General features: G+C 67.1%; 23 protein-coding genes and 1 tRNA gene. 16 read left to right on the forward strand and 8 right to left on the reverse strand.

Annotation, left to right across the window (positions count from 1 at the left end; translation table 11 throughout):
• Positions 1-48: 48 nt before the first annotated feature.
• Entirely contained in the window at positions 49-1,728 is a 1,680-nt protein-coding gene (gene ettA / locus KHB019_RS01515; protein WP_337457952.1) for an energy-dependent translational throttle protein EttA, read from the forward strand.
• Positions 1,721-2,203 (forward strand): acyl-CoA thioesterase, encoded by a 483-nt coding sequence (locus KHB019_RS01520; protein ID WP_230102815.1) that lies wholly within the window; start codon positions 1,721-1,723, stop codon positions 2,201-2,203. The genes ettA and KHB019_RS01520 overlap by 8 nt, the downstream gene beginning before the upstream one ends.
• A 13-nt stretch (positions 2,204-2,216) precedes the next feature.
• Here the strand turns inward: KHB019_RS01520 and KHB019_RS01525 are convergent, their stop codons facing one another.
• Positions 2,217-3,104: an acyl-CoA thioesterase gene (locus KHB019_RS01525; RefSeq protein ID WP_230102814.1), complete on the reverse strand. Its 888-nt coding sequence runs from the start codon at positions 3,102-3,104 to the stop codon at positions 2,217-2,219.
• A 36-nt stretch (positions 3,105-3,140) separates the two neighbouring features.
• Here KHB019_RS01525 and KHB019_RS01530 point away from each other — a divergent pair, with 36 nt between their 5' ends.
• Positions 3,141-3,806, forward strand: coding sequence for a hypothetical protein (locus KHB019_RS01530; protein ID WP_337457953.1), 666 nt, complete (start codon positions 3,141-3,143; stop codon positions 3,804-3,806).
• A 10-nt stretch (positions 3,807-3,816) separates the two neighbouring features.
• Here KHB019_RS01530 and KHB019_RS01535 read toward each other — a convergent pair whose 3' ends face one another.
• From KHB019_RS01535 to pepN, 4 genes are read right to left on the reverse strand one after another with little or no spacing between them, the layout of a single operon-like run.
• The gene (locus tag KHB019_RS01535; protein ID WP_325471960.1) at positions 3,817-5,475 is read right to left on the reverse strand and encodes an FAD-binding dehydrogenase; all 1,659 of its coding nucleotides are present in this window, start codon (positions 5,473-5,475) and stop codon (positions 3,817-3,819) included.
• Positions 5,472-5,918 (reverse strand): globin, encoded by a 447-nt coding sequence (locus tag KHB019_RS01540; protein ID WP_337457954.1) that lies wholly within the window; start codon positions 5,916-5,918, stop codon positions 5,472-5,474. Before KHB019_RS01540 ends, KHB019_RS01535 begins: the two co-directional genes overlap by 4 nt.
• Positions 5,918-7,012, reverse strand: coding sequence for a mechanosensitive ion channel family protein (locus KHB019_RS01545; RefSeq protein ID WP_443193180.1), 1,095 nt, complete (start codon positions 7,010-7,012; stop codon positions 5,918-5,920). Before KHB019_RS01545 ends, KHB019_RS01540 begins: the two co-directional genes overlap by 1 nt.
• 38 nt (positions 7,013-7,050) lie before the next feature.
• Complete coding sequence (pepN, locus tag KHB019_RS01550) at positions 7,051-9,618, reverse strand: aminopeptidase N (RefSeq protein ID WP_230102810.1); 2,568 nt, start codon at positions 9,616-9,618, stop codon at positions 7,051-7,053.
• Positions 9,619-9,723: 105 nt separating this feature from the next.
• On the opposite strand from pepN, the gene KHB019_RS01555 reads away from it, so the two are divergent.
• The 9 genes from KHB019_RS01555 (at position 9,724) to KHB019_RS01595 (ending at position 20,429) form a co-directional block, all read left to right on the forward strand.
• Positions 9,724-10,953 carry a ferrochelatase gene (locus tag KHB019_RS01555; protein ID WP_443193181.1) on the forward strand — a complete coding sequence of 410 codons (1,230 nt, stop codon included), beginning with the start codon at positions 9,724-9,726 and terminating at the stop codon, positions 10,951-10,953.
• 31 nt (positions 10,954-10,984) lie between these two features.
• The gene (locus KHB019_RS01560; RefSeq protein ID WP_230102808.1) at positions 10,985-11,470 is read left to right on the forward strand and encodes a ribose-5-phosphate isomerase; all 486 of its coding nucleotides are present in this window, start codon (positions 10,985-10,987) and stop codon (positions 11,468-11,470) included.
• A gap of 1 nt (position 11,471) precedes the next feature.
• The gene (locus KHB019_RS01565) at positions 11,472-12,470 is read left to right on the forward strand and encodes an Fpg/Nei family DNA glycosylase (protein ID WP_230102807.1); all 999 of its coding nucleotides are present in this window, start codon (positions 11,472-11,474) and stop codon (positions 12,468-12,470) included.
• A gap of 46 nt (positions 12,471-12,516) precedes the next feature.
• Positions 12,517-13,995, forward strand: a complete 1,479-nt coding sequence (locus KHB019_RS01570) for an alanine/glycine:cation symporter family protein (protein ID WP_230102806.1) — start codon at positions 12,517-12,519, stop codon at positions 13,993-13,995.
• A 28-nt stretch (positions 13,996-14,023) separates the two neighbouring features.
• Complete coding sequence (locus tag KHB019_RS01575; protein ID WP_230102805.1) at positions 14,024-14,680, forward strand: FMN-binding negative transcriptional regulator; 657 nt, start codon at positions 14,024-14,026, stop codon at positions 14,678-14,680.
• 62 nt (positions 14,681-14,742) lie between these two features.
• Positions 14,743-16,149 carry an amidohydrolase gene (locus KHB019_RS01580; protein ID WP_337458387.1) on the forward strand — a complete coding sequence of 469 codons (1,407 nt, stop codon included), beginning with the start codon at positions 14,743-14,745 and terminating at the stop codon, positions 16,147-16,149.
• Positions 16,150-16,224: 75 nt separating this feature from the next.
• Complete coding sequence (locus tag KHB019_RS01585) at positions 16,225-17,550, forward strand: HNH endonuclease signature motif containing protein (protein ID WP_325471965.1); 1,326 nt, start codon at positions 16,225-16,227, stop codon at positions 17,548-17,550.
• A gap of 65 nt (positions 17,551-17,615) precedes the next feature.
• Positions 17,616-18,248: a hypothetical protein gene (locus KHB019_RS01590; protein ID WP_337457955.1), complete on the forward strand. Its 633-nt coding sequence runs from the start codon at positions 17,616-17,618 to the stop codon at positions 18,246-18,248.
• A 63-nt stretch (positions 18,249-18,311) separates the two neighbouring features.
• Positions 18,312-20,429, forward strand: coding sequence for an acyltransferase family protein (locus KHB019_RS01595; RefSeq protein WP_230102802.1), 2,118 nt, complete (start codon positions 18,312-18,314; stop codon positions 20,427-20,429).
• Between the two features lie 60 nt (positions 20,430-20,489).
• On the opposite strand, the gene KHB019_RS01600 is transcribed toward KHB019_RS01595, so the two are convergent.
• Complete coding sequence (locus KHB019_RS01600) at positions 20,490-20,975, reverse strand: Dps family protein (RefSeq protein ID WP_230102801.1); 486 nt, start codon at positions 20,973-20,975, stop codon at positions 20,490-20,492.
• A 140-nt stretch (positions 20,976-21,115) separates the two neighbouring features.
• Here KHB019_RS01600 and KHB019_RS01605 point away from each other — a divergent pair, with 140 nt between their 5' ends.
• Together KHB019_RS01605 and KHB019_RS01610 are read left to right on the forward strand one after the other, a co-directional pair.
• The gene (locus tag KHB019_RS01605; RefSeq protein ID WP_230102800.1) at positions 21,116-21,655 is read left to right on the forward strand and encodes a gamma carbonic anhydrase family protein; all 540 of its coding nucleotides are present in this window, start codon (positions 21,116-21,118) and stop codon (positions 21,653-21,655) included.
• A gap of 14 nt (positions 21,656-21,669) precedes the next feature.
• Positions 21,670-21,743, forward strand: a tRNA-Ile gene (locus KHB019_RS01610).
• An 11-nt stretch (positions 21,744-21,754) separates the two neighbouring features.
• Here KHB019_RS01610 and KHB019_RS01615 read toward each other — a convergent pair.
• Together KHB019_RS01615 and KHB019_RS01620 are read right to left on the reverse strand one after the other, a co-directional pair.
• A complete protein-coding gene (locus KHB019_RS01615) occupies positions 21,755-21,997 on the reverse strand; it encodes a hypothetical protein (protein ID WP_230102799.1) in 243 nt (80 codons plus the stop codon).
• A gap of 17 nt (positions 21,998-22,014) precedes the next feature.
• Positions 22,015-24,012, reverse strand: a complete 1,998-nt coding sequence (locus tag KHB019_RS01620) for a DUF262 domain-containing protein (RefSeq protein ID WP_230102798.1) — start codon at positions 24,010-24,012, stop codon at positions 22,015-22,017.
• Between the two features lie 168 nt (positions 24,013-24,180).
• On the opposite strand from KHB019_RS01620, the gene KHB019_RS01625 reads away from it, so the two are divergent.
• Both KHB019_RS01625 and KHB019_RS01630 read left to right on the forward strand, forming a co-directional pair.
• Entirely contained in the window at positions 24,181-24,954 is a 774-nt protein-coding gene (locus KHB019_RS01625) for a hypothetical protein (protein ID WP_325471977.1), read from the forward strand.
• Positions 24,955-25,115: 161 nt separating this feature from the next.
• Positions 25,116-25,619, forward strand: a complete 504-nt coding sequence (locus KHB019_RS01630) for a DUF3145 domain-containing protein (protein ID WP_230102796.1) — start codon at positions 25,116-25,118, stop codon at positions 25,617-25,619.
• Positions 25,620-25,684 lie beyond the last annotated feature (65 nt).

Below are 25,684 nucleotides of genomic sequence, written 5' to 3' on the forward strand. Positions count from 1 at the left end.
GTAGGCTGGAGAGTCGATCCTCGACGCCTACACAAGGAGCGTTTTTCTGTGGCTGAGTACATCTACTCGATGGTTCGTGCGCGCAAGGCGGTGGGCGAGAAGCTCATCCTCGACGACGTGACGATGTCGTTCCTCCCCGGAGCGAAGATCGGCATGGTCGGCCCGAACGGTGCCGGAAAGTCGACGATCCTCAAGATCATGGCCGGTCTCGACACGCCCTCGAACGGCGAGGCGAAGCTGACACCGGGTTTCACCGTCGGCATCCTCATGCAGGAGCCGGAGCTCGACGAGTCGAAGACCGTGCTGGAGAACATTCAGGAGGGCGTCGCGATCAAGGCGAAGCTCGATCGCTTCAATGAGATCTCCACGCAGATGGCCGACCCGGATGCCGACTTCGACACCCTGCTCGCCGAGATGGGCGTGCTGCAGGAGGAGATCGACGCCGCAGACGGCTGGGACCTCGACTCGCAGCTCGACCAGGCCATGGATGCGTTGCGCACCCCTCCGGGGGACGCTGCGATCGCACCCCTTTCCGGTGGTGAGAAGCGCCGCGTGGCACTCGCGAAGCTCCTGCTGCAGAAGCCCGACCTGCTGCTCCTCGACGAGCCCACCAACCACCTCGACGCCGAGAGCGTGCTCTGGCTCGAGCAGCACCTGCAGGCTTACAAGGGCGCCGTCATCGCCATCACCCACGACCGGTACTTCCTCGACAATGTCGCGGAGTGGATCGCCGAGGTCGACCGTGGCCGGCTCATCGGCTACGAGGGCAACTACTCGACCTACCTCGAGAAGAAAGCCGAGCGTCTGGACATTCAGGGCAAGAAGGATCAGAAGCTCGCCAAGCGTCTGAAGGACGAGCTCGAGTGGGTGCGCTCCAGTGCCAAGGGGCGCCAGACCAAGTCGAAGGCTCGCCTCGCACGCTACGAGGAGATGGCCGCAGAGGCGGAGCGCACGAGGAAACTCGACTTCGAGGAGATCCAGATCCCCGCTGGCCCGCGCCTGGGCAACGTCGTCATCGAGGCGAAGAAGCTCAAGAAGGGCTTCGGCGACCGCGTTCTCATCGACGGGCTGAGCTTCAGCCTGCCGCCGAACGGCATCGTCGGCATCATCGGCGCGAACGGCGTCGGCAAGACCACGCTGTTCAAGACGATCGTCGGTCTCGAGCCCCTCGACGGCGGAGATCTGAAGATCGGCGAGACCGTCAAGATCAGTTACGTCGACCAGTCGCGCGCGAACATCGACCCGAACAAGAACCTCTGGGAGGTCGTCTCCGACGGACTCGACTTCATCACCGTCGGCAAGACCGAGATCCCGTCTCGCGCCTACGTCTCGAAGTTCGGGTTCAAGGGGCCGGACCAGCAGAAGAAGGCCGGCGTCCTCTCCGGTGGAGAGCGCAACCGTCTGAACCTCGCGCTCACGCTCAAGGAGGGCGGCAACCTGCTGCTGCTCGACGAGCCGACCAACGATCTCGACATCGAGACGCTGAGTTCTCTTGAGAACGCACTGCTCGAGTTCCCCGGCTGCGCTGTGGTCATCACCCACGACCGGTGGTTCCTCGACCGCATCGCGACGCACATCCTCGCCTACGAGGGCACAGACGAGAACCCGGCGCAGTGGCACTGGTTCGAGGGCAACTTCGAGGCGTACGAGAAGAACAAGATCGAGCGCCTCGGTCCCGACGCGGCGAACCCGCACCGTTCGACGCACCGCAAGCTGACCCGTGACTGACGGAAAGCGCCTCCATCTCCCCATCCACCTGCGGTGGGGAGATCTGGACGCGTTCAATCACGTCAACAACACCTCGATGCTCAAGCTGCTCGAGGAGGCGCGCGTGCGCGCCTTCTGGAAGCCGGGGCCGGGGGAGGACGCGCCGGAGACGGCGGTGCTGGCATCCGGCATCGACCAGGGCGTCCTGACCCTCATCGCCAGGCAGGAGATCGAGTACTTCGCACCCGTGCCCTACCAGCGGCATCCGCTCGAAGTCCAGATGTGGTTCGGCAAGATCGGCGGTTCGAGCGTCGAGGTCTGCTACGAGGTGTACAACGACCCCTCGCACGATGAGCGCGTCCTGTACGCGCGTTCGACGGCCGTGCTCGTGCTCGTCGATGCGAGGACAGTGCGGCCGACCCGCGTGAGCGACGACATGCGCGAGGTCTGGGAGCCGTACGTCGGCGAACCGATCACGTACGCGCACCGCAGATAGAGCCGCGTTCGTCTCAGCCGACCTCGGGGACGCGGATCATGATCTCCTGGTTCACGTTGGCGACCAGCACGCCGTCGCGGGTGTAGATCCGCCCGGTTGCAAGACCGCGACCGCCGCGGGCGTTCGGCGACTTCTGCACGAACAGCATCCATTCGTCGACCCGCGCCGGACGGTGCCACCACATGGCGTGATCCAGGCTCGCCACCTTCAGACCGGGCGTCGTCCAGGCGACGCCGTGGGCTCTGAGGATCGATTCCTGGATGGTCATGTCGCTGAGATACGCCAGCGCCGCGCGGTGCAGGGTCTGGTCGTCCGGCATCTGGGCGCGCATGCGCATCCACACGGCCTGGTGGGCGGAGCGCTCACCGTCCGCTTCCACGTAGATCGGCGTCTGCACATGCCTGGTGTCGACGGGGCGTTCGGTGAGCAGGCGCAGGGCCGTCGTGCCTGCTCCGTCGACGAGGAGCTCGTCCGGGAGGAGATCCTCGGGCCGGGGGACGTCGGTCGGCATCGGCGCCGCATGCTCGAGACCGGGCGCCTCGTCCTGGAACGAGGCGATCATCGAGAAGATCGGCACACCGTTCTGATACGCCTGCGCGCGGCGGGTCGAGAACGAACGCCCGTCGTGGATGCGATCGACGGAGATCGTCACGCCCTGGGTGGAATCGCCGGGGCGCAGGAAGTACCCGTGCATCGAGTGCGCCGCTCGACCGTCCGGCAGCGTCCGCTCAGCCGCGAGCAGCGACTGGCCGAGCACCTGACCGCCGTAGATGCGCCCCGTCGGCATGCTGTGCGAGCGTCCGGTGAAGATGTCCTCGGTCGTTCGCGCCTGGCTCGCATCGAGATCGAGCACTTCGAGAAGTCGGTCGACGGATGCCTGAGCCTGTTCCTCTGCGGTCATCACCCCAGCTTAGGGAACCCGGGTAGTTTAGAACGTGTGCAGCCCCGCCTCGTCCTCGCCGATTCCGACACCGCGAGCGATGTGCTCACCTTTCTCGGACGGGCGAACCAGATCGCCGACGATGGCGTGCGTCTGCAGGCCTCCCGCGGCGTTCTCGCGCTGACCGCCGCTGCCCTCGCACCGCAGGGACTGTTCGATCAGACGCCGACGATTCTCGCGATGCGCGTCGTGCACGCCGACCCCGAGTTGGAGTGCGACATCGTCGTCGACGAACTCGCCCGCGATGACGATGAGCGGATGCTGCAGCTCCCCGACACCGCACGCTCTCCCGCCTGGGCGGGCATCGCTCCGCCCAGGACCGGTTGGGCCCGCAGCGGTGAACTGGATGCCGCGACTGTCGCACAGCGGGCGCAGTGGGGCATCTCGGCCGTCGCACGGGGCGCGACCCCCGGTGCGGGCGAGGAAGCCGTTCGGGCGCTGCGCGCAGCGATCTGGGGTGAGCCGGACGAGGATCTCGGCGGCCTGCCGCGCGGTATCGCCTTCGCCGCGCACGCGTTCGGCTTCATCTCGGGCGAGGAGCAGGTTCCGGTCACCGTGTCAGGGCGGTGGACCCGACTCGCGTTCCGCCGTGGGCATGTGCTGTCGCGTGGTCCTGTCGCCAGCGGACTCACCGCAGTGCGGTCGACCGGCAGCGTCCCGTAGCGGGGACGCATCAGCGCGCTGCGGCGCGCCCGGCCTGACGTCCGGAGAACAGGCACCCGCCGAGGAACGTGCCCTCGAGCGCGCGGTACCCGTGCACGCCTCCGCCGCCGAAGCCGCTCGCCTCTCCGGCGGCGAACAGGCCGGGGATGACGGCCCCGTCGAGACCGAGTGCCCGGCCGTCGAGGTCGGTCTTGATGCCACCCAGCGACTTCCTGGTCAGCACGTGCAGCTTCACCGCGATCATCGGACCGGATGAAGCGTCCTGCAAGCGGTGCGGGGCCGCGGTTCGGATCAGCTTGTCGCCGCGGTAGCCGCGCATGGATCTGAGCATCCCGATCTGAGCATCCTTCGTGAAGTCGTTCTCCATCTCCCGGTCGCGGGCGATGACCTCGCGACGAACCAGATCGATGTCGAGCAGGTCGCCGCCATCGTGCCGGCGCATCTGCTCGAGGAGGGACTCGAGGTCGTTCTCGACGATGAAGTCAGCGCCCTCGTCGAGGAACGACTGCACGGGCCCGGTCGGCCCCTTCGCCAGGCGCGACTTCAGGAGAAGCTTCACGTCCTTGCCCGTGAGGTCCGGGTTCTGCTCGCTGCCCGAGAGTGCGAACTCCTTCTCGACGATCTGCCGTGAGGTGACGAACCACGAATGGTCGTGGCCGGTCGTGCGCAGATGCTCGAGCGTCCCCAGTGTGTCGAACCCGGGGAAGAGCGGCACGGGGAGCCGCTTGCCCGTGGCGTCCAGCCAGAGCGATGACGGGCCGGGCAGGATGCGGATGCCGTGGATCGGCCAGACCGGATCCCAGTTCTGGATGCCCTCGACGTAGTGCCACATGCGGTCGCCGTTGATCAGGTGCGCACCAGCGGCCTCCGAGATCGCGTGCATGGAGCCGTCGACGTACGCCGGGACGCCGGACAGCATGTGCCTGGGTGGCGTGCCCAGGCGCTGCGGCCAGGCGGCGCGGACGAGATCGTGGTTCCCGCCGATGCCGCCGGAGGAGACGATCGTGGCTCCGGCCGAGATCTCGAACTCGCCGACGACGTCGCGCGATGAAGCGATTCCGCGCGCGGTCGGACTGTCCGCGAGCACGTCGCCTCGTGCACCGACGACGGCGCCGTCCGCGACCACGAGCTCGGTCACACGGTGACGGGGAAGGATCGTCAGCGTGCCGGCATCCTCTGCACGGTGCACGGCCTCGTCGAACGGCGCGACGATGCCGGGTCCGGTGCCCCAGGTGATGTGGAAGCGTGGAACCGAGTTGCCCGGTCCGATCGCCCCGTAACCGCCGCGCTCTGCCCAGCCGACCACCGGGAAGAAACCGACTCCTCGTTCACGCAGCCACGCGCGCTTCTCGCCCGCTGCGAATTCCAGGTACGCCTGCGCCCACCGCCTCGGCCATTCGTCCTCGTCGCGGTCGAATCCGGCGTTGCCGAACCAGTCCTGGGCGGCGAGTTCGAGTGAATCCTTGATCCCCATCCGGCGCTGCTCTGGCGAGTCCACGAAGAAGAGTCCGCCGAACGACCACCAGGCCTGACCGCCGAGGTTCGACCGCGGCTCCTGGTCGATGAGGATCACATGTCGACCGGCGGCAGCCGCCTCAGAGGCGGCGACGAGACCAGCCAGCCCCCATCCGATCACCAGGACATCTGCGGACAGGGGTGTGGTCGTCATGCGCTCTCCGTCGAATCCTGACTGGTGCTGCGGGTGTCGAGCGTCGGACGCGCACCAGGCGAGGCGGCTTCAGACGGCAGCGTATTCACCATGGCATACGCCGCACGCTCGAGGTAGTCCCAGAGAGTCGCGTCGTGCAGAGGCGACAGCTCCGCCTCGTCCAGAGCGGTGCGCATGCACCGCAGCCAGCGCTCCCGTGCGTCCGGATCGACGCGAAACGGAATGTGACGCATGCGCAGCCGAGGATGCCCTCGCCGTTCGCTGTACGTCCCGGGGCCGCCCCAGTACTGAACGAGGAACATCGTCAGGCGTTCGGCCGCGGGGCCGAGATCCTCCTCGGGATACATGGGCTTCAGGACGGGGTCCAGAGCCACCTCGCGGTAGAACTCGTCCACGATCCGCTGGAACGTGGCGTAGCCGCCGACCTCGTCGTAGAACGTCATCACGTCGTCTCCGGGGACTCAGGGTGCTCCGGAGAGGCCTTCGGACTCTTCTTGCGCCAGATGCCGCGGGCGACAGGGGGCACGCCGGTCACGGCGTTCGGCCGCGTCTTCGGCGGGTTGGCCCCGCGAACGCGACGCGCACCGGCGATCCCATCGGGGACGACGGATTCGAGCGAGGGCACGGCGAGATCGAGCTGCTGAACCGCGTCCTTCAGCCGCACTCGCAACTCGCGCGCCACGTCGTCCATGGCGTTCGCACGGGTCTTCATCACGACGCGGATGACAAGCGCCTCGCCGCTCATCGACTCCAGCCCCCAGACCTCCGGCCTCTCGATGATGCGCGTGCGCCACTTGGCGTCCTTCGCGAGCCCCTGGGCCGCCTCGAGCAGCGCCTCCTCGACGGCCGGTACATCCGCGTCCACCGGCACGCCGATGTCGACGATGGCCCGCGCCCACCCCTGTGACATGTTGCCGATGCGAGTGACCTCGCCGTTGCGGATGTACCAGAGCGTGCCGTTGACGTCGCGCACCTGTGTGATGCGCACTGCGACGTACTCGACGACCCCGGAGGCGAGACCCATGTCGACCATGTCGCCGATGCCGATCTGATCCTCGGCGACGATGAACAGGCCGTTGAGGACATCCTTGACGATGTTCTGAGCGCCGAAGCCGAGCCCTGCGCCGATGGCGGCGGTCAGGAGCGTCAGCGAGCCGACGAGGTCGGGGGCCAGCGTGTTGGTGATCAGCACGACGGCGACGATGCCGACCGTGACGTTGACGATGTTCTGCAGAATCGTCCCGAGCGTGCGGGTGCGCTGCACGAGCCGCATGTCCGACAGCGGCGAGCGTTCGAGCGCCTGCGTGTCCTGCACGTTCGCCTTGGACTTCGCACTGTCGACGATCCGGTGCACGATGCGGCGGATCACGAACCGCAGGGCGAAGGCGATGGCGACGCTGATCGCGATGATCAGTGCGACGCTGATGGCGTTGTTCCCCGCCGCGACCAACCAGGCGAGCGTGCTCTCCCAGAAATCCACCAGCCACGACGGCAGCTGCGGTGGAGCAGGAGAGGTCTCAAGAGGCGCGTTCAACACCCCTCAACTCTACTGATCGGGCTTCGCAGAACCCTGAATCACTCGGCGGCTTCGGCTCCTTCGGCGTCCCGTGCCTGTGCGGTCAGTGCGCGCTCCACGTCGGCGAGACCCTCGCCGACCAGGCGGCGCAGCGCCGGGGCGGCATCGGCGTTCGCCGACAACCACGAGCGCGTCGCATCGCGGAGCTCCGTGCTTGCGAGAGCGGTGGGGTAGAGGCCGACGATCAGATAGTTCGCGATCTGGTACGTGCGCGACTCCCACACCGGGACGAGCATGTCGAAGTAGTCCTGGACGAATCCGTCCAGAACTCCGGCGCTGTTCGGGTGCACGAATCCGAGCGCCGCCGAGCGGACGATCGTGTTGGGCAGATCGGCGTTGTCGACGAGCGACGCCCACGCGGTCCGCTTGTCGTCGACGTTCGGGAGGGCGGCGCGCGCCTGCGCCGCGAACTCGGCGCCCTTCGACGTGTTGTCCGCTGCCAGGGCGGCATCGATGGCCGCGGCATCCGTCGCACCGATCGAGGCCAATCCGACGAGCAGCTGCCACGACAGGTCGGTGTCGATCTCGAGACCGGGCAGGGTCTCCTCGCCGGAGCGGAGGCGGCCGATGACGCCGGCGTGCTCCGTGTTCACGAGCGAGGACGCGAACGCGGTGACGAACTGCAGCTGGCTGTCGCTGCCGGCCTGGGCGCCCTGCGCGAGCTCCCAGAGCCCGTCGGCGATCTTCAGACGGGCGGCATCCCGGGAGGCGGGAGCGACGTAGAGGGTCGCCGCCGTGCGCAGTTGGGCGAGCGTGGTGCGGACGGTCGTCGACTCGGTCTCGCGGGCGATGTTGCCGAGCACGAGGTCGATGTAGTCGGAGGCCGTGCTCTCGGCGTCGCGCGTCTGATCCCAGGCCGCACCCCAGATGAGGGAGCGGGCCAGCGGATCCGACACGTCGGCGAGATGGGCGATCGCCGTCTCCAGCGAGCGCTCGTCGAGACGGATCTTCGCATAGGCGAGGTCGTTGTCGTTGAGCAGCACGAGATCGGGGCGCTTCCGGCCCTGCAGCTCCGGCACCTCGGTCCGGTCGCCGTCCACGTCGATCTCGACGTAGTGGGTTCGGGCGAGCGCGCCGCCGTCGAGGCTGTAGAACCCGATGCCGAGGCGGTGGGGGCGGATCGTCGGGTAATCGGCCGGGGCGGTCTGCGTGATGGCGAACCGCGAGATCAGGCCGTCCGCGTCTTCCGCGATGACCGGCGAGAGCGTGTTGACGCCGGCGGTCTCGAGCCACTTCTTCGACCAGGTGGTCAGCTCGCGACCACTGGTCGCCTCGAGCTCGGTCAGCAGATCGCTGAGTTCGGTGTTGCCCCAGGCGTGCTTCTGGAAGTACTGGCCGACGCCGGCGAAGAACGCGTCGATGCCCACCCAGGCTGCGAGCTGCTTGAGCACCGAACCGCCCTTGGCGTACGTGATGCCGTCGAAGTTCACCTGCACGTCTTCGAGGTCGTTGATCTCAGCCGTGATGGGATGCGTCGAGGGGAGCTGGTCCTGGCGGTAGGCCCAGGTCTTCTCCATGGCGTTGAACGTGGTCCACGCCTCGGTCCATTCGGTGGCTTCCGCGGTGGCGATCGTCGACGCCCACTCGGCGAACGACTCGTTCAGCCACAGGTCGTTCCACCACTTCATGGTGACGAGGTCGCCGAACCACATGTGCGCGAGCTCGTGCAGGATCGTGACGACGCGACGCTCCTTGACGGCATCCGTCACCTTGCTTCGGAAGACGTACGTCTCGGTGAAGGTGACCGCACCGGCGTTCTCCATGGCGCCGGCGTTGAACTCCGGCACGAAGAGCTGGTCGTACTTCGCGAACGGGTACGGGACGCTGAACTTCTCCTCGTAGTAGGCGAAGCCCTCGCGGGTCTTGTCGAAGATGTAGTCCGCATCGAGGTGCGCCCACAGGCTCTTGCGGCCGTAGACGCCCAAGGGGATGACGCGGCCGTCGGCGCTGGTCAGCTCCGAGAACGTGGACTCGTACGGCCCGGCGATCAGCGCCGTGATGTACGAGGAGATCCGAGGAGTCGGCTCGAAGCCCCACGTCGCGGTGCTGCTCTCGTCGTGGTTGATCGGCTCGGGCGTCGGAGAGTTCGAGATGACCTTCCACGTGTCAGGAGCCGTGATCGTGAACTGGAAAGTCGCCTTGAGGTCGGGCTGCTCGAACACCGCGAAGACGCGGCGGGAATCCGGCACCTCGAACTGCGAGTACAAATACACCTCGCCGTCCACGGGATCGACGAAGCGGTGCAGACCCTCACCGGTGTTCGTGTACTGGCAGTCGGCGTCGACGACGAGGACGTTCTCATCCTGCAGGTCCGTCAGCGCGATGCGGGAGTCGGCGTAGACCTCGGCTGGGTCGAGCAGCTCGCCGTTGAGGGAGATCTCGCGCACATCGCGGGCGATGAGGTCGATGAAGGTGTAGCTTCCGGGCTTCGCGGTGAAGCGCACCACGCTGCGGGAGCCGAAGACCTCGGCGCCCTTCGTCAGGTCGAGTGAGATCTCGTAGGACTGAGTGTCGACGAGCTCGCGGCGCTCCTGCGCTTCGATACGGGTGAGGTTCTCTCCAGGCACAGCTGTTTCTCCCAGGGGTTCGGGGGGTGTCGCCACATGCCGACGCTGCTGGCGCCGACGGCAACCATGACAGCCTACGCCAGGTAGACAAGGATGCCGACGAGGATGCCGACGCACGGAAGATGGGAAGATGGAGGGGTGAGTGTGCCCGTTCAGAGTTCTGTCCTGTTCGCTTCCCCCGCCGCTTCGAGCGGTCCCGAATTCGTCGAGACTCCGGTGGCGTACGACGCGCTGGTGCTCGCGAGCTTCGGCGGCCCTGAGGGCCAGGACGACGTCATCCCGTTCCTGCGCAACGTGACCAGGGGACGTGGCATCCCGGACGAGCGTCTGGAAGAGGTCGCGCATCACTACCGCCACTTCGGAGGCGTGAGTCCGATCAACCAGCAGAACCGGGAATTGAAGGCTGCGCTGGAGGCGGAACTCGCGACGCGCGGCATCGACCTGCCCGTGTACTGGGGCAACCGCAACTGGGAGCCGTACCTCGAGGACGCTTTCACCGCCGCCGCGAACGACGGACACAAGACGCTCCTCGTAGTCGCCACGAGCGCGTACAGCTCCTACTCGAGCGATCGTCAGTACCGCGAGGACATCGCGCGCGCCATCACCGAGGCAGGTCTGCAGGATCGCGTCACGGCCGACAAGGTGCGGCTGTTCTTCGATCACCCTGGATTCGTCGCCCCCTTCCAGGAGGGCGTGGATGCCGCCGTGCAGACGTTCCTCGAGCAGGGGATCGCACCGGCTGACATCCACGTGCTGTTCTCGACGCACTCAATCCCGACAGCGGATGCGGAGCGCTCCGGCCCGCGCGACGTCGATTGGGGCGAGGGCGGCGCCTATGTCGCCCAGCACAAGGCCGTCGCCGCGAACATCATCGAGAACATCGCTGCAGTCGCCGGGCGAGCGCCCGTCGGAGGTGGCACCGTGCCCTGGCAGCTGGTGTTCCAGTCCCGCTCCGGCCCGCCGAGCCAACCCTGGCTCGAGCCCGACATCAACGACGTGATCGCTGAGCTGCCCGCCGCAGGTGCGAAGGCGATCGTCATCGTCCCGCTCGGCTTCGTCAGCGACCACATGGAGGTTCTGTGGGATCTCGACACCGAGGCCATGGAATCGGCCGATGAGGTGGGCATCCCCGCCGTGCGGACCGCGACGCCCGGCATCCACCCGGCTTTCGTCTCGGGGCTGATCGACCTCGTGCTCGAACGCGTCGATGGAACGCCGGCGGCTCAGCGTCCCCACCTCACCGCCCTCGGGCCGTGGTACGACGTGGCGCGTCCAGGGGACTGCGAGAACGTGCGTCTCGGGTTCAAGCCCGCAGCCGCGGGAATCGCGCCCTGACGGCGGCCCCGCCGCTTCTAGGATGGTGTCCATGCGCATCCACATCGCCACAGATCATGCTGGCCTCGACTTCTCCACGCAGCTGCAGGAGCACCTGAGTTCACTCGGTCACGACGTGATCGACCACGGCCCCGTCGAGTACGACGCTCTCGACGACTACCCGGCGTTCTGCATTCGCGCGGCGCAGGCCGTCGTCGTCGATCAGAGCGCCGGCGTGGCTGCGCTCGGCGTGGTCTTCGGCGGATCGGGAAACGGCGAGCAGATCGCCGCGAACAAGGTTCAGGGCATCAGGGCGGCACTGGTCTGGAACCTCTCGACCGCCGAGCTCGCCCGCGAGCACAACGATGCGAACGTCATCTCCATCGGCGCCAGGCAGCACAGCTTCGAGGAGGTCGTCTCCTTCATCGAGCGATTCATCGCGACGCCGTTCTCCGACGAGGAGCGACACGTCCGTCGCATCGGCCAGATCGCAGACTTCGAGCGCGACGGTTCGCTGCTGCCAGACCCGCGCGGCTGACATGCCTGAGGGACACTCCGTACACAGGATCGCGCGGCAGTTCGATCGGAACTTCATCGGCAAGACTCTGCTGGCCTCGAGCCCGCAGGGGCGCTTCGCCGAAGGAGCCGCGGTGCTCGACGGACGTCAAGCGGTGAGCGTCAAGGCCGTCGGCAAGCAGATGTTCCTCGAGACCGAGGGCGATGTCTGGCTGCGCGTGCACCTCGGCCTCTACGGTGCATGGGACTTCGCCGGCGAGATCCTGCTCGATCCGACGATCGCCTCGGCGAACGGACGGATGGGCCAGACGAATCAGCGCGGCACCGACCTGGACGCTGTCGTCTTCGACGACGCAGGCGAGAACTCCCTCGCATCGATCGGCGCGCCGCGCCGCACCCGCGTGCACGTGCGCATGTCCGAGCAGACGAAGGGCCTCGAGGACGAGGGCATGCAATGGCCTCCGCCCATCGTCGGTCAGGTGCGGCTGCGTCTGATGACGGACATCACCGCCGCCGACCTCCGCGGGCCGACGGCGTGCGAGCTGCAGACGCCGGACGAGATGCTGGCGAGCGTCGCGAAGCTCGGACCTGATCCGCTCGTCGGCGATCCGGCCGAGAACGAGGAGCGCTTCGTGCGCGCCGTGCGCAAGAAGGGCACGCCGATCGCTCTTCTGCTGATGGACCAGTCTGTAGCCGCCGGCATCGGCAACGTCTACCGCGCCGAAATGCTGTACCGAGCGCGCCTGAACCCGCACACGCCCGGCAAGCAGGTGCCGGAGGAGCTCGTGCGTGAACTCTGGCGGGACTGGGCAAGGCTGCTGCCGATCGGCGTCGAGACAGGTCAGATGATGACCATGGACGACCTGTCATCGGACGAGTACCGCGCGGCGATGGCCAGCCGGGACGACCGGCACTGGGTGTATCACCGTGCGGGTCTGCCGTGCCGCACCTGCGGAACGGAGATCGTGCTGGAAGAGCTCGGCGCGCGCAAGCTCTACTGGTGTCCGCGCTGCCAGGCGTGATTAGGTGGACTCCGTCCTCTGCACCGCAGCAATGACAGGAGCACCCATGGATCTCACCGGCCTTCAGACCGCTCTGGAAACCCTCTCGGGATGGATCTGGGGGCCGTGGCTCCTCATCCCGCTGCTGCTGGGCACGGGGCTTTATCTCACGATCAGGCTCGGCGGGCTGCAGTTCATCCGCCTCGGATCGGCGCTCCGGCTCGGCCTGTTCACCCGGAAGGATCCTGGCTCGGATGGCGACATCTCGCAGTTCCAGGCGCTGACGACCGCTCTCGCCGCCACCGTCGGCACCGGTAACATCGTGGGCGTCGCCACAGCCATCGGGATCGGCGGTCCCGGTGCCCTGTTCTGGATGTGGATCACAGGTCTCCTCGGCATGGCGTCGAAGTACTCCGAAGCCTTCCTCGGCGTGCGGTACCGCAAGACCGACGACGCAGGCGAGAAGTCGGGCGGCCCGCAGTACTACCTCGAGCGCGGCATCCCGAACCGCTTCGGCAAGTTCCTCGCGCTGTTCTTCGCCATCGCCGCGGTGTTCGCCTGCTTCGGGATCGGCAACATGACGCAGGGCAACTCCATCGCGACCAACATGGAGAACAGCTTCAGCGTGCCCACCTGGGTGACCGGCCTCGTGCTCACGGCGTTCGCCCTCGCCGTCCTGGTCGGCGGGATCAAGTCGATTGGTCGCGTGACCGCGGGTCTCGTCCCCGTCATGATCATCTTCTACGTGCTGGGCGCCCTCTACATCCTCATCGCGAACATCGGCGACGTGCCGGCGGCGTTCGGCCTGATCTTCACCGACGCGTTCACCGGGACGGCTCCGATCGGGGGCTTCGCCGGATCCGCGATCATCATCGCCGTGCAGTTCGGCGTCGCCCGCGGCATCTTCTCCAACGAGTCCGGCATGGGATCCGCTGCGATCGCAGCGGCGGCCGCCAAGACGAGCCATCCGGTCCGTCAGGGGCTGGTTTCGATGACGCAGACGTTCATCGACACGATCATCGTCGTGACGTGCACCGGCCTGGTCATCGTCACGACCGGGGTGTGGAACATGACCGATCCCGAGACCGGTGAGCAGATCAGTGCCGCCCTGATGACCGGCGAAGCGTTCTCCCACGGGCTTCCGGGGGAGTGGGGGCACTACATCGTCACGATCGGTCTGGTCCTGTTCGCAGGCTCGACGATCCTCGGATGGTCGTACTACGGCGAGCGCAACATCGAGCGCCTTCTCGGACGCCGAGCCGTCATGCCGTTCCGCGTCCTGTTCTCGCTCGTGGTGTTCATCGGCTGCACGGTGCAACTGGGTGTCGTGTGGGCATTCTCCGACGTCATGAACGGTCTGATGGCGTTGCCGAACCTCATCGGTCTGCTGGTGCTCTCGGGGCTCGTCGCCCGCGAGACGAAGAAGTATCTCGACAACGATCCGAAGCTGCGGGCGACGACCGACGAGGTGAACGCGTTCATGGCCGGGGACAAGGATTTCGAGGCCTGGAAGACGCAGGCGATCATTCTTCCCAAGAGGAACTGACCGGCCGCCGCGGATCTAGGCTTGGTGCATGCGCCAGAACCCCAGTTTCGCCATGACCGACGTCGCCGAGCTGCGGCGCGTCATCGCCGGGAATCCGTGGGCGACGCTCGTGGGGCGGGATGCCGACGGCGCGACCGCTTCGCACTACGCGATCCTGCTCGACCCCCACCGCGACGACCTCACGATCGTGGGGCACGTCGGCCGACCGGACGACCTCGTGCTGGGCCTCGGGCAGCCGGATCAGGAGCTCCTCGTCGTCTTCCAGGGACCGCACGGCTACATCTCTCCGGGCTGGTACGGCGACGTTCCGGCGGTGCCGACGTGGAACTACGTCGCCGTGCACCTGTCCGGTGTGCCGGAGATCCTGGATGCCGACGAGAATCTGAAGGTGCTGGAGCATCTCGTCGAGCATTTCGAGAACCGCTTTCCCTCGCCGCGCGGCATGTGGACGCCTCCCAACGACGAGACGTTCGTGCGTCGGCTCGAGTCGGGCACGATCGGATTCCGGCTCACGCCGACCCGCGTCGTCGCCAAGCGCAAGCTCAGCCAGAACAAACCCGATGACGTGGTCGAGAACGTGATCCTCGAGCTGTCGCGCGATGAGAAGTTCCCGAATCCGGCGCTCGTCGCCGAGATGCAGCGCGCGCACGACGCCCGGGTCGCAGCACGGGCGCAGAACGCGTGATCGGCGCGACGATCGCGGCGATCCGCAACGCCCGGATCGCGGGCCCCGGCCGTGAGTACCTGATGGATGACGTGCCGGTGGACATCCACGTCGCGCGAGGTCTGATCGTCGACATCGCTCCCGCCGGCGCGCTGCCGGTCGCCGGAGAGTCGATCGACGCGCAGGGAGCGTGGGTCGTGCCCGGACTGTGGGACAGTCACGTGCACACGCTGCAATGGGCGCTGATGTCCGAACGGGTCAGGCTTCACGAGACGACGTCGGCTGCAGAGGCTGCGGCGCGCATGGCGTCGGCTGAACCGCTTGCCGATGGCCGACGGGTCGGGACGGGGTTCCGCGACGCCCTGTGGCCGGACGCGCCCTCGCTCGAGGTTCTGGATGCCGCGACCGGCGCCGCGCCGACTTATCTGATCAACGCGGACGTGCACAGCGTCTGGCTGAACTCGGCGGCGCTGCGGCGGGAGGGCTTCACTTCTCCCGACGGGATGCTGCGCGAGGACGACGCCTTCGAGATCTCGAAGCGGGTCAACGCGGTCGAGCCGTCTCACGGGGACCGTGCTGTCACCGCCGCCGGCGCTGCCGCAGCGGCACGCGGGGTCACCGGGATCGTGGACTTCGACATGGCGTGGAATGCCGAGGCGTGGGCACGACGGGTCGAGGCCGGCTTCTCGTCGCAGCGGGTCGAGTTCGCGGTGTACCCGGCCGAACTCGAGCGCGCGATAGCCGCTGGGTTGCGCTCGGGCGATGCACTGGACGGCGGTTCCGGGCTGGTGCGCGTCGGGCCGCTGAAGGTCATCACCGACGGCTCGTTGGGCACCCGCACCGCTGCGTGCACGCACCCGTACCCTGGCGACGATGCGGATCACGGGGTCCTGAACGTCTCTCCGCCTGAGCTCGTCGAGCTGCTCACGCGGGCGACCGGAGCCGGACTGTCGGCCGCGGTCCACGCGATCGGCGACCGTGCCGTGTCCTCAGCGCTGGACGCCGTGACGGCGACAGGGGCGACCGGCACCATCGAGCACGCACAGCTCGTCCGGCATGCGGACATCGCCCGGATCGCGCGGCTGGGGCTGGCAGCGAGCATCCAGCCGCAGCATGCGCTGGACGATCGCGACCTCGTCGACGGGTTCTGGGCGAACCAGACCGCCGTGGGGTATCCGATGGCCTCCCTTCTGCGCGCCGGCGTCGAACTGAGGCTCGGGTCGGATGCGCCGGTGGCACCGCTCGACCCGTGGCAGGCCATCGCCGCCGCCGTTCACCGCACCGACGACGGACGCGACGCCTGGCATGCCGAGGAGAGGCTGACTCTCGACGAGGCGTTCGCGGCGAGCGTGCGCAGTGCCGTGCGGCCGGGGGACCGTGCCGACTTGGTCGTGTGCGGCGCCGATCCGAGCGCAGCGGCGGAGAGCACGCTGCGCCGGATGCCGGTACTCGCGACGCTGCTCGGAGGGCGCGTGACGCACACCGCTTGATCGACCTCAACCTGAAGTTGAAGGTTTGAGTCCTGGCGTCGTCGGAATGTCCGTGGCCCTCGGTTGAATGGACTCATGACCACCTCAGTGATGACGTCACCAGAGCTGAACGCTCTGCTGAGTGATCTCGTCGGCACGGTGGCATCCGTCGACCAGACGATCAATCAGCTGCAGGCGGTGAAGTCGGCGATGCTCGCGACCGCCGCCCGTATCGCCGACGATGAGCCGTTCGATTCTGTCGACTCGCGGGAGATGGCGCATCGTGCCGTCGCAACCGAGCTCGCTGCCGTGTTGCGGGTGAGCGACCGCGTCGTCGAATCGCAGATGGGGGATGCCGCCCGTCTGGTCCAGGACTTCCCCGAAACGGCCGCGTCGTTCGGGGCCGGGCGCATCTCTCCGTCCCACGTGCGCATCATTCTTGAATCGGGGACGCCGATCGAGGCTGCCGAGGCGCGGGCTCGGTTCGAAGCGGCGGTCGTGCCGCGTGCCGAGGCCGAGTCACCGAATCGGCTGCGGCCCTTCGTGAGGCAGCTGGCCGAGCGATTCCGTGAGCGCTCCTTCACCGAGCGGCACCGTGAGGCGCGAGAGCAACGAGGGGTGTGGACGCGCGAACGCGAAGAGGGCATGGCGGAGCTCGTGCAGTACGGTCCCAGCGCGATCATTCACGCAGAGCGCGATCGGCTGACGCAGATGGCTTCATCCGTGAAGACCGACAACGCGAGGATCGCCGGCGAGGGTCCGGTGGACGACTTCGCCGACCAGCGCACCACCGCTCAGCTCCGCTTCGATCTGCTCGCCGATCTCGTCCTCACAGGCACGCCGGCAGGACACAGCACAGAGGACGGACTTCTCGGGGAGATCGCGGCGCACATCGACGTGACCGTGCCTGTGCTGACACTGACGGACGACGATGACCACGCGGCACCGGGCCATCTCGAAGGCGTCGGACCTGTCGATCCGGCCACAGCGCGGATCCTGACGGGCAACGCGCCGGGCTTCGATCGCGTGCTGACCGACCCGGTGACGGGAACTGTTCTCGCGGTCGACCGGTATCGGCCGTCCGCCGAGATGCGGCGCTACCTGCGAGCGCGGGATCGCCGGTGCCGCTTCCCCGGATGCCGGATGCTGGCGCGGTTGTGCGACGACGATCACACCGTTGACCACGCCTACGGAGGACCGACCGACCTCGGCAACCTCGCCGACCTCTGTCGTCGACACCACACGACCAAGCACCATACGCCCTGGCGAGTGCGACAACTCGGCGGTGGGGATCTGGAGTGGACCAGCCCCACCGGCAGGATCTATGTCGATCGCCCACCGGGTGTCGCGACCCACGTCGCATTCGAGGACGTCGCATTCGAGGAGGTCGACGAACACATCGTCGAGCCCGCACCGTTCTGAGGGCTTCGGCGCCCGTACCGTGCTGACCTGAGCACGTTTCCGGCGACCGCACGTAGCCTGGAGCGATGTTGAGCGATTCCGAGTTCGAGGCGGTCTACGGCCGCTGGGCGCCACGGACGCCTGCGGATGCTGCTCGCCTCTTCGACGGCTACCGCGGTGCCTGGTGGATCGCCGGTGGCTGGGCGCTGCAAACGTTCACCGGTGTCGAGCGGCATCACGAGGATCTCGATCCCAGCGTCCTGAGCGTTGAGCTGCCTGCGCTGCGCAGTCATCTCACCGGGCGGCTGCATGTGTGGACGGCCGCGTCCGGCGCGCTCAAGCCGCTGCTCCCGCACGAACGGCCGGAGGGCACCGCGCAGGAGCTGCTCCCTGACGGGACGCACCAGCTCTGGACGCGTCGCAGTGCTGCGCACCCGTGGGAGTACGACATCCTTCTCTCCACGGGGACAGCACAGGAATGGATCTACCGGCGAGACACGAGCATCCGCATGCCGCTGAGCGATGCGCTCTGGGAACTCGACGGCATCCGCTATCTCCAGCCCGAGATCCAGCTCCTGTACAAGGCGAGGGGCCAGCGGCCGAAGGACGAGGCCGATTTCACGGCCACCGTGCCATACCTGGACGAGCGTCGACGCTCGTGGCTGCGCGATGCGCTCGAACACACGATTCCGGGCCACGATTGGACGCGCAGGCTCTGACTTCGGAGCCATCGGGGCGGGGCGGTTTCACGGGTTACGTGATGCACCAGGTACCGTCGTAAGGTGACATCCGCTCCGCAGACTTCCTCATCCTCTCGTGCACAGCGTCGCCGCGACCGGTCTCCGGAGCACGCAGCGTCCAGCCGCTTCATCCCGCATGTCCAGGGTCTGCGTGCGATCGCCGTCCTGTTCGTCGTGCTCTACCACTTCTGGCCAGGTCGCCTCAGCGGCGGATACGTCGGCGTCGATATCTTCTTCGTGATCTCCGGCTTCCTGATCACCGCACACCTCGCGCGCGAGCTCACCTCGACCGGTACGGTCAACCTCGGCCAGTTCTGGGCACGCCGTGCCCGACGTCTGCTGCCGGCTTCGCTGCTCGTCCTGCTGTTCTGCGCGATCGCCGCCGCCTCGCCGCTGCTGACGCCGACGTCCGCCATGCCCGCCGAGGTGCGAGAGATCCTCGCCTCGACGTTCTACATCGAGAACTGGTACCTCGCCTTCAACTCCGCGGACTACCTGGCGTTGTCCGGCGACCCCACGACGGTGCAGCACTACTGGTCGCTGTCCCTGGAGGAGCAGTTCTACGTCCTCTGGCCGCTGATCATGCTGCTCGCGGCATGGATCGCAGTCAAGTTCTTCCGCGGATCGCGATTGCGCGCGGCCATCGTCGCCATCAGCGTCGTCTCCGTCGTCTCGTTCGTCTTCTGCGTCGTGTACACCATCACCGACCCCGCTCCCGCATACTTCGTGACGTTCGGACGCATGTGGCAGTTCGGTGTCGGCGCGCTCATCGCGCTCGTCCCGCGCCTGCGCGTGAGCAACGCCGTTATCAGCTTCGTCCTCGGATGGGCCGGCATCCTCGTCCTGCTCTACACGGCCTTCACCTTCGACGGTCAGACCATGTTCCCCGGATACATGGCGCTGCTGCCGACCCTGGGCGCGGCGGCGATCATCGCGGCATCCAACACCGAACGCTGGTGGTACCCGACGCGGCTGCTCTCGATCCGCCCTATGCGGTTCACCGGCGACATCTCTTACAGCCTCTACCTCTGGCACTGGCCGCTCATCATCATCGCGCCGTCCGTGCCGTTCTGGGGCCTGACGATCTACCACCGCGTCGCATTGCTTTGCATCTGCTTCGTGCTCGCCTGGCTTACCAAGCGCTTCGTGGAGGACCCGGTTCGATCCTGGAAGCCCCTGACCTCACGGCGTCCGCGCGCGACTCTCTGGGCGTCGCTGGGAGCGATGGTGCTCGTCGGTGCCGTTGCGGCCGGCGGCTGGGCCGTGAACGCGCCGACCTACCAGCAGGGCGTTCAAGCGATCCAGGACGTCCGGGAGGATCCGCCTGCCTGCTTCGGCGCGGCGAGTGTGCTGGACGACTCCTGCGTAGACGCTGCGCCGGAGACGATCCTGCCGGCGCCGGGATTCGCCGGCGCAGACAACCCGGACGAACCCCAGTGCTTCATCCAGCTCAACGACTCGCGTCCGGTGTCGTGCGAGTTCGGCTCCGAGGCCCCTGACGCGCCGCGCGTGGCACTGGTCGGCGACAGCCACGCCTATCAGCTGCTCACGACGTTCCAGGGCATCGCGGAGCGCGAGGGCTGGCACCTGACCACGTACTTCAAGGGCGCGTGCCCGTGGAACACCACACCACTGGCCACCGGCGGCTCTTTCGGCGCCGCGTGCGCGGACTGGCGCGCAGGCGTCGACAAGAAGCTCGCGGACAGCGACTTCGACGCGGTCTTCACCGCTGCGATCTCAAACACCCCGTACTCGGCGGCAGGTCACGACTCGTCGTTCGACGCCGCAGTGGCCGGATATCGCGAGGCCTGGTCGACCATGACCGATCGCGGCATCCCTGTCGTCACGGTCGTCGACAACCCCGGTTGGGAGACCGACCCGAACAAGTGCCTCCGCACGCGCGATCAGGCCGAGTGCGCCGGCGCTCGTTCCGACGTCCTCGTCGAGAACGACCCGCTGCGTGACGCCGCAGACGGGGCAGCAGGAGTCACGCTTCTCGACTTCACCGACGTGTTCTGCGACGACGACTCGTGCTTCCCCGTCGTGGGCGGCGCGAACGTGTATCGCGACCAGGACCACCTCACCGTGACGTTCACCGACTCGCTGGCACCCCAGTACACCGCGGCGCTGAAGGCTGCGATGGAGAACGGCGTGGGATGAGAAGTGGAAAGGGGAAGGGCACCAGGACGAATCCCGGTGCCCTTCCCCTTTGAGGCGCTGTTACTCGGCGATGTGTGCGAGCAGGAACCAGCGGTCCTTCTCGAGGCCCCGCATGATCTCGATCGCGACGTCCTGGCTGGTCAGGTCGACCTCGTCGAGGCCGTCGATGGCCGCCTTGGTGTCGACGAGGATCGCATCGATGTCCGCGATGACGTTGCGGATCAATTCTGCTGACTGCGTGAAGCCGGCGGGAACAGCGGACGATGCGCCCTTCTCGGCGACGGCCTTGACGCGGGCGTCGATCGGGAGACCGAGGGCGACGATGCGCTCCGCGGCCGTGTCGGCGAAGCCGCCGGCGTTCGCGACGACCGAGTCGAGGAGTTCATGGACGCCGATGAAGTTCGCGCCGCGGACGTGCCAGTGGGCCTGCTTTCCGCTGATCGTCAGCGCCTGCAGCCCGAGGACGACGGGGGAGAGGAACTGGGCCGCCGCTGCGGCAACGGTCGGGTCGCTGGCTGTGGTGGAAACGGTCTGCGCCTTGCTCATTTTTCTTCCTCCAGTACGGCTTTCGGATGCCTGATGGATATAACGGTACTCAGCCTCAGACATTCCGCAAGCAAGCTGAGGCTCGGCTTATCGCCCCGAAAATCCCCGGAATCACGCGGAAGTCAGGGTAGTCTCACCTCATGAGCATCTCGTCGTCGGCATCCGTACTCGCACTGTCCGGCAGGACTCCGAAGGTCGCGGATGACGCGTTCGTCGCGGACGGAGCGCGCATCGTCGGCGAGGTCGCGCTCGAGGCCGGTTCCAGCGTCTGGTACAACGCCGTCCTCCGTGGCGATTCGGCGGGCATCGTCGTCGGGCGGGGGAGCAACGTCCAGGACAATGTCTCGGTGCACGTCGACAGCGGCCACGGCGTTGTGATCGGCGAGAACGTCTCGATCGGGCACAACGCGGTCGTTCACGGCTGCACGATCGGAGACGGGTCCCTCATCGGAATGGGGTCGGTCATCCTCAGCGGCGCGGTCATCGGCAGCGGATGCCTGATCGCCGGCGGGGCCGTCGTCCTGGGTGGCACCGAGATCCCGGACGGCTCGCTCGTCGCCGGCGTGCCGGCGAAGGTCAGGCGGGAGCTGAGCGAGGATGAGCGGGCTGATCTCTTCCGCAACGCCGAGATCTACCATGAGCACCTGCGGACGCACGAGCAGGCGGTACCGCTCCGTTAGAGTGGAATCGCTAGGGGGCGGTGGCCAAGCTGGTCAAGGCAGCGGGCTCATAACCCGACGATCGTGGGTTCAAGTCCCACCCGCCCTACGGAACGTCCGCTACAGCGGACGTGCGGTGATGGCCTCGTTCCCGAGGTCCTTCCGCGCGGTGCGCAGACACTTCGTGCACAGCAGTTCGACCGTTCGCGGGTGATTCTCGCCGCACGTGCAGTCGATCGTCACGCGCCACTTCGCCCGGCGCCCGCAGGGCGCGTAGGCCTCCTCATCGCCGTGATCGCACTCGCACTCCACGGGCACGTCCTCGTCCCAGCCCAGAGCGAGGTCGGCGAACTCCAGGTCCATAGGAGCATTTTGCCGCATCACATCACGTTCCCGATATAGGAGTACTTCACGAACACCTCGGCGGCGATCCCGGATTCCTCGAGCACGCCCTGCAGCGCGTTCATCATGTAGTTCGAGTCCCACCCCATGTAGAGGAAGTTCTCCTCGTCGAGAGCATCCCACTGGCCCTTCCAGGCCCTCTCCGAGTAGATCGGTCCTCCGTGCGCAGCGCTGTACGCCAGGGCTGACGCCCGATCGTCCGTCCACGCCCGGCGGAACACGCGGTTGAACAGCGCGCGGACGTCCTTGATCTCCCAGTGCTCGCCGCGGTACTCGACATAGTCGAATTCGCGGTCCCAGCCGGCCGGCCACCCGCGGCGGCGAACGGCATCCAGCACCGGTGTCAGGCCGTCGTCGTCGATCTCGGGCAGCGCAGGTCGCGCCCAGATCCGGAGGAGGGATGCTGCGAGTCGCACCGTGCGCTCCGTGATCGCCGCCGTGCCCCACGCCGGGATGTCGACGAGTGCGCGGGTCTCATCGACCGCACTGCGTGCGTACGCGTCGGTCTGCTTGTCGGGGAACGAAGCTCCGAACACGCGCTCGGTCAGGTTCTGCTCGAGGAGCGTGAGGTTGCCGAGGGTCGGTGTCAGAGCACGGTGGCTGTTCTGCGCGTCCTCGGTGTACTCACTCCATCGGCGCGATCCGTCGCCGGACCATGCCTCAGAAGGCATGAGCGGCACGATGTGCTCGATGTCGAATCCGGAGGTGTCGTTCACGTTCTCGAGGCGTCCCAGCACGTAGGCGGCATGGGGGAGCTCGACGTACTTGAGCACGGCGCTCACGCGCTCGTCCGAGGGCGTGATGCGGGCGAACGCGCGCATGAGCGCCTCGCGCCCTTCCGCACGAGCGCGGCACAGACGCGCGATCATCCGCTCCGGCGGCAGGCCGACCAGCGCACGGCGCAGATAGAGCGCCTGCGTCCATTCGAGCGTTTCGATGAACTCATCGCGCGAGATCAGCCCGCGCGCGTGGTCGCTGTAGGCGCTCATCACGAGCGGGTAGGCCGCGCGACCGAACGTGTTGATGTATCCCAGTTGGGTGCGGATCTCCGCGTCCGTCTCGAGAGAAGGATCGAGCAGGATGCCGTAGATCTCGGCGTAGTGGCGCCAGACCTCGGCATCCGCCTGCAGATGCGCGACGTCGACGCTCGGGAACGAACGCCGGAATGCGGCGTAGACGCCGTGCTCGCCGTCCGCCGACACCTCCCTGCCGGTTGTCATGACGAGGTAGTGCCGCCAGAAGGCGCCGATCATCTCACCGGTGTGCTGTTCGATCGGCAACCAGAACCGCTCCTCCACATCGAGCTGCTCCGAGTGCGTGAGTCCCATGAGGATGTAGTTGTGGATCAGTTCGTGATCGCGCAGCGGCTCACCGGTGGAGTTCAGGCTCTCGAAGATCTGCTGGGCGTTCGCCTGTGCGCCGAGGGTGATCGAGACGTGCTCGAGCCGCTGCAGGCCGCGCCAGATGGCCGGCGCCTCGTCCGCGTGCACCTGGCTGCGGAAGAACGCGTAGTTGTCGTCGAAACGGGACTCTCGCTCGGCGTCATCCCGCCGGTCGAGGACGACGGACTCGTAGAGGTGCGCCCAGGCGTCGTGCGGCCGCAGCTTGGTTCGGGAAGGGTCATCGGCGCGGACGAGCACGCGTTCGAGGTCGGCGGCCATGTTCGGATCCATGTCGCGCACGGCGTGGTGGAGAGCCGCTACCAGCAGCATGATCGTCGTGATGCGCTGCTGGCCGTCGATGAGGATCAAGTCCGTCTCGGACGAGTCCTGAGCCGAGAGGATGGAGCCGATGAAGTGACGCTGACCGTCGTCTTCACCCGCGACCGCGCGCACGTCGGCGAGGAGCCGTTCGCACCCGCCGATATCCCAGCGGTACTGCCGCTGATAGACCGGGACGACGATCGCGGTGTCCGGGGCAGAGAGCCACTCGATGGTGCCTACGGCGTCAGCTTCGACATTGGTGGCGCTTGCCATGGTCTTCGGTTCAGCTCCTCACATCGACGGGGATCCGCCAATCCGATTCTAGTCCGGAGCAATTTTCCCGGCCGCGTCCCGGGAGAGAGGAACACTGCGCTGTTAGGCTTGCCTTATCAGGGCCTGTTAAAACGTGCTGGCCCCCGATGAAAGGACATGACTCAGATCATGGGATACATCAAGTCCGCAGCGCTCGAGGAAAAGGGCTTCGTCGTCCTCGACAGCTACAACCAGGAGCTCGACCCCCAGGAGTGGCTCGACATCGAGTACAACGACTGGAAGTCCTCCGGTGACACCCGATTCGCGCCGCTGGCCAGTGCCAAGGGCGAGATCGAGTGCAACGGCTTCTGGAACCACAAGCCGCCGCGCACCGACAAGGACGGCGTCTGGATCCCGGAGCAGACCGAGAAGGCGCCGAACCTCACCCGCCGCGCGCAGGAGCCGGGCGCCAACGTCGGCCGCTGCCGCGTCATCGAACTGCAGCCGACCCCCTACGGCGAGTGCCTCTACAACCTCCACCAGGACGACAACAACCGTCTGAACCCCGACGGCACCGGGTGGGTCGTCCGCGGATTCTTCAATCTCACCGACGACAAGGACAGCTTCTTCGTCCTCCGTGAGAACCGCACGGACCCGAGCATCGAGTACCGCATCGCTCTGCCTGCCGGCGCTCAGCTGATCGTCGACACGCAGCGTCTGTGGCACGCCGCCACGCACGTCGGCACGGAGCCGCGCTACTGCCTCATCACCTCGTGGACCTCCGGCCCGGAGCTCGACGCCTACATCGAGAAGTACAACGGCACCGACGACGTTCCCAATGTCGAGGTTCCGCAGGACGTTCTCGAGGCCGGCTATGCCGAGCAGGCCCGCAAGGATGCCGCCCGCGCCGCGTACTACGCGGCCAAGGGGCAGCAGGCGAAGCTCGCCATGAGCGAGGCCTGACCCGTACGGATGAGCCCCGGCTGCGGCCGGGGCTTTTCTGTGCGAATGACACGCTTGTGATTTCGCTCCGAGTGGGCGATAATCGCCGTATAACCGCATAGAAACGCCACTCTCGTTGACCAGGTCGTTGGGGAAGACGCACCTGATGAAACGGAGAGATCATGGCGACGGCTTACGCACGCGGAGTGGTGTACATCCACTCCGCACCTCGCGCGCTCTGCCCGCACCTCGAATGGGCGGTGGGACGCGCTATCGGTCGTGCGGTCAACTTCGACTGGGCTGAACAGCCCGTGCTCGAGGGCGCCCGCCGCGCCGAGTTCTACTGGGACGGCCCGGTGGGCACCGGTGCTGCTCTCGCGACGGCGATCCGCGGCTGGGAGCACCTCCGCTTCGAGGTCACCGAGGATCCGACGCCCCGCAGCGACGGCGGCCGCTGGCTGCATACTCCTGACCTCGGCATCCACTACGCACAGACCGACGCGGCCGGCAACATCGTCGTCGGTGAGGATCGCATCCGCTACGCGATGGAGATCGCCGCCGGCAGCGCCCTCGAGCTGCAGCGCGAACTCGACGTCGCCCTCGGCTCGGCCTGGGATGAAGAGCTCGAGCCGTTCCGCCACGCGAGCGACGACGCCAGCGTCGTTTGGCTGCACAAGGTGGGGTAGCTGGCGACCACAGACTCGGGGCGCGGAGAGGCGTCGGTATCGGAATCCGGTGATCACCCCGGAAG

Origin of the sequence: Microbacterium sp. KHB019, assembly GCF_037285405.1 — a bacterium.
Lineage (GTDB): Bacteria > Actinomycetota > Actinomycetes > Actinomycetales > Microbacteriaceae > Microbacterium.

Excerpts from the sequence above, each read along its gene's own strand:
- KHB019_RS01615 (WP_230102799.1), bottom strand. The coding sequence starts at position 21,997 with ATGGACCTGGAGTTCGCCGACCTCGCTCTGGGCTGGGACGAGGACGTG.
- KHB019_RS01575 (WP_230102805.1), top strand. The coding sequence starts at position 14,024 with ATGCGCCAGAACCCCAGTTTCGCCATGACCGACGTCGCCGAGCTGCGG.
- KHB019_RS01540 (WP_337457954.1), bottom strand. The coding sequence starts at position 5,918 with ATGACGTTCTACGACGAGGTCGGCGGCTACGCCACGTTCCAGCGGATC.
- KHB019_RS01580 (WP_337458387.1), top strand. The coding sequence starts at position 14,743 with ATGGATGACGTGCCGGTGGACATCCACGTCGCGCGAGGTCTGATCGTC.
- KHB019_RS01565 (WP_230102807.1), top strand. The coding sequence starts at position 11,472 with ATGCCTGAGGGACACTCCGTACACAGGATCGCGCGGCAGTTCGATCGG.
- KHB019_RS01570 (WP_230102806.1), top strand. The coding sequence starts at position 12,517 with ATGGATCTCACCGGCCTTCAGACCGCTCTGGAAACCCTCTCGGGATGG.
- KHB019_RS01555 (WP_443193181.1), top strand. The coding sequence starts at position 9,724 with ATGCCGACGCACGGAAGATGGGAAGATGGAGGGGTGAGTGTGCCCGTT.
- KHB019_RS01525 (WP_230102814.1), bottom strand. The coding sequence starts at position 3,104 with ATGACCGCAGAGGAACAGGCTCAGGCATCCGTCGACCGACTTCTCGAA.
- KHB019_RS01535 (WP_325471960.1), bottom strand. The coding sequence starts at position 5,475 with ATGACGACCACACCCCTGTCCGCAGATGTCCTGGTGATCGGATGGGGG.
- KHB019_RS01630 (WP_230102796.1), top strand. The coding sequence starts at position 25,116 with ATGGCGACGGCTTACGCACGCGGAGTGGTGTACATCCACTCCGCACCT.
- KHB019_RS01585 (WP_325471965.1), top strand. The coding sequence starts at position 16,225 with ATGACCACCTCAGTGATGACGTCACCAGAGCTGAACGCTCTGCTGAGT.
- KHB019_RS01600 (WP_230102801.1), bottom strand. The coding sequence starts at position 20,975 with ATGAGCAAGGCGCAGACCGTTTCCACCACAGCCAGCGACCCGACCGTT.
- KHB019_RS01590 (WP_337457955.1), top strand. The coding sequence starts at position 17,616 with ATGTTGAGCGATTCCGAGTTCGAGGCGGTCTACGGCCGCTGGGCGCCA.
- KHB019_RS01560 (WP_230102808.1), top strand. The coding sequence starts at position 10,985 with ATGCGCATCCACATCGCCACAGATCATGCTGGCCTCGACTTCTCCACG.
- KHB019_RS01620 (WP_230102798.1), bottom strand. The coding sequence starts at position 24,012 with ATGGCAAGCGCCACCAATGTCGAAGCTGACGCCGTAGGCACCATCGAG.
- KHB019_RS01605 (WP_230102800.1), top strand. The coding sequence starts at position 21,116 with ATGAGCATCTCGTCGTCGGCATCCGTACTCGCACTGTCCGGCAGGACT.
- KHB019_RS01625 (WP_325471977.1), top strand. The coding sequence starts at position 24,181 with ATGGGATACATCAAGTCCGCAGCGCTCGAGGAAAAGGGCTTCGTCGTC.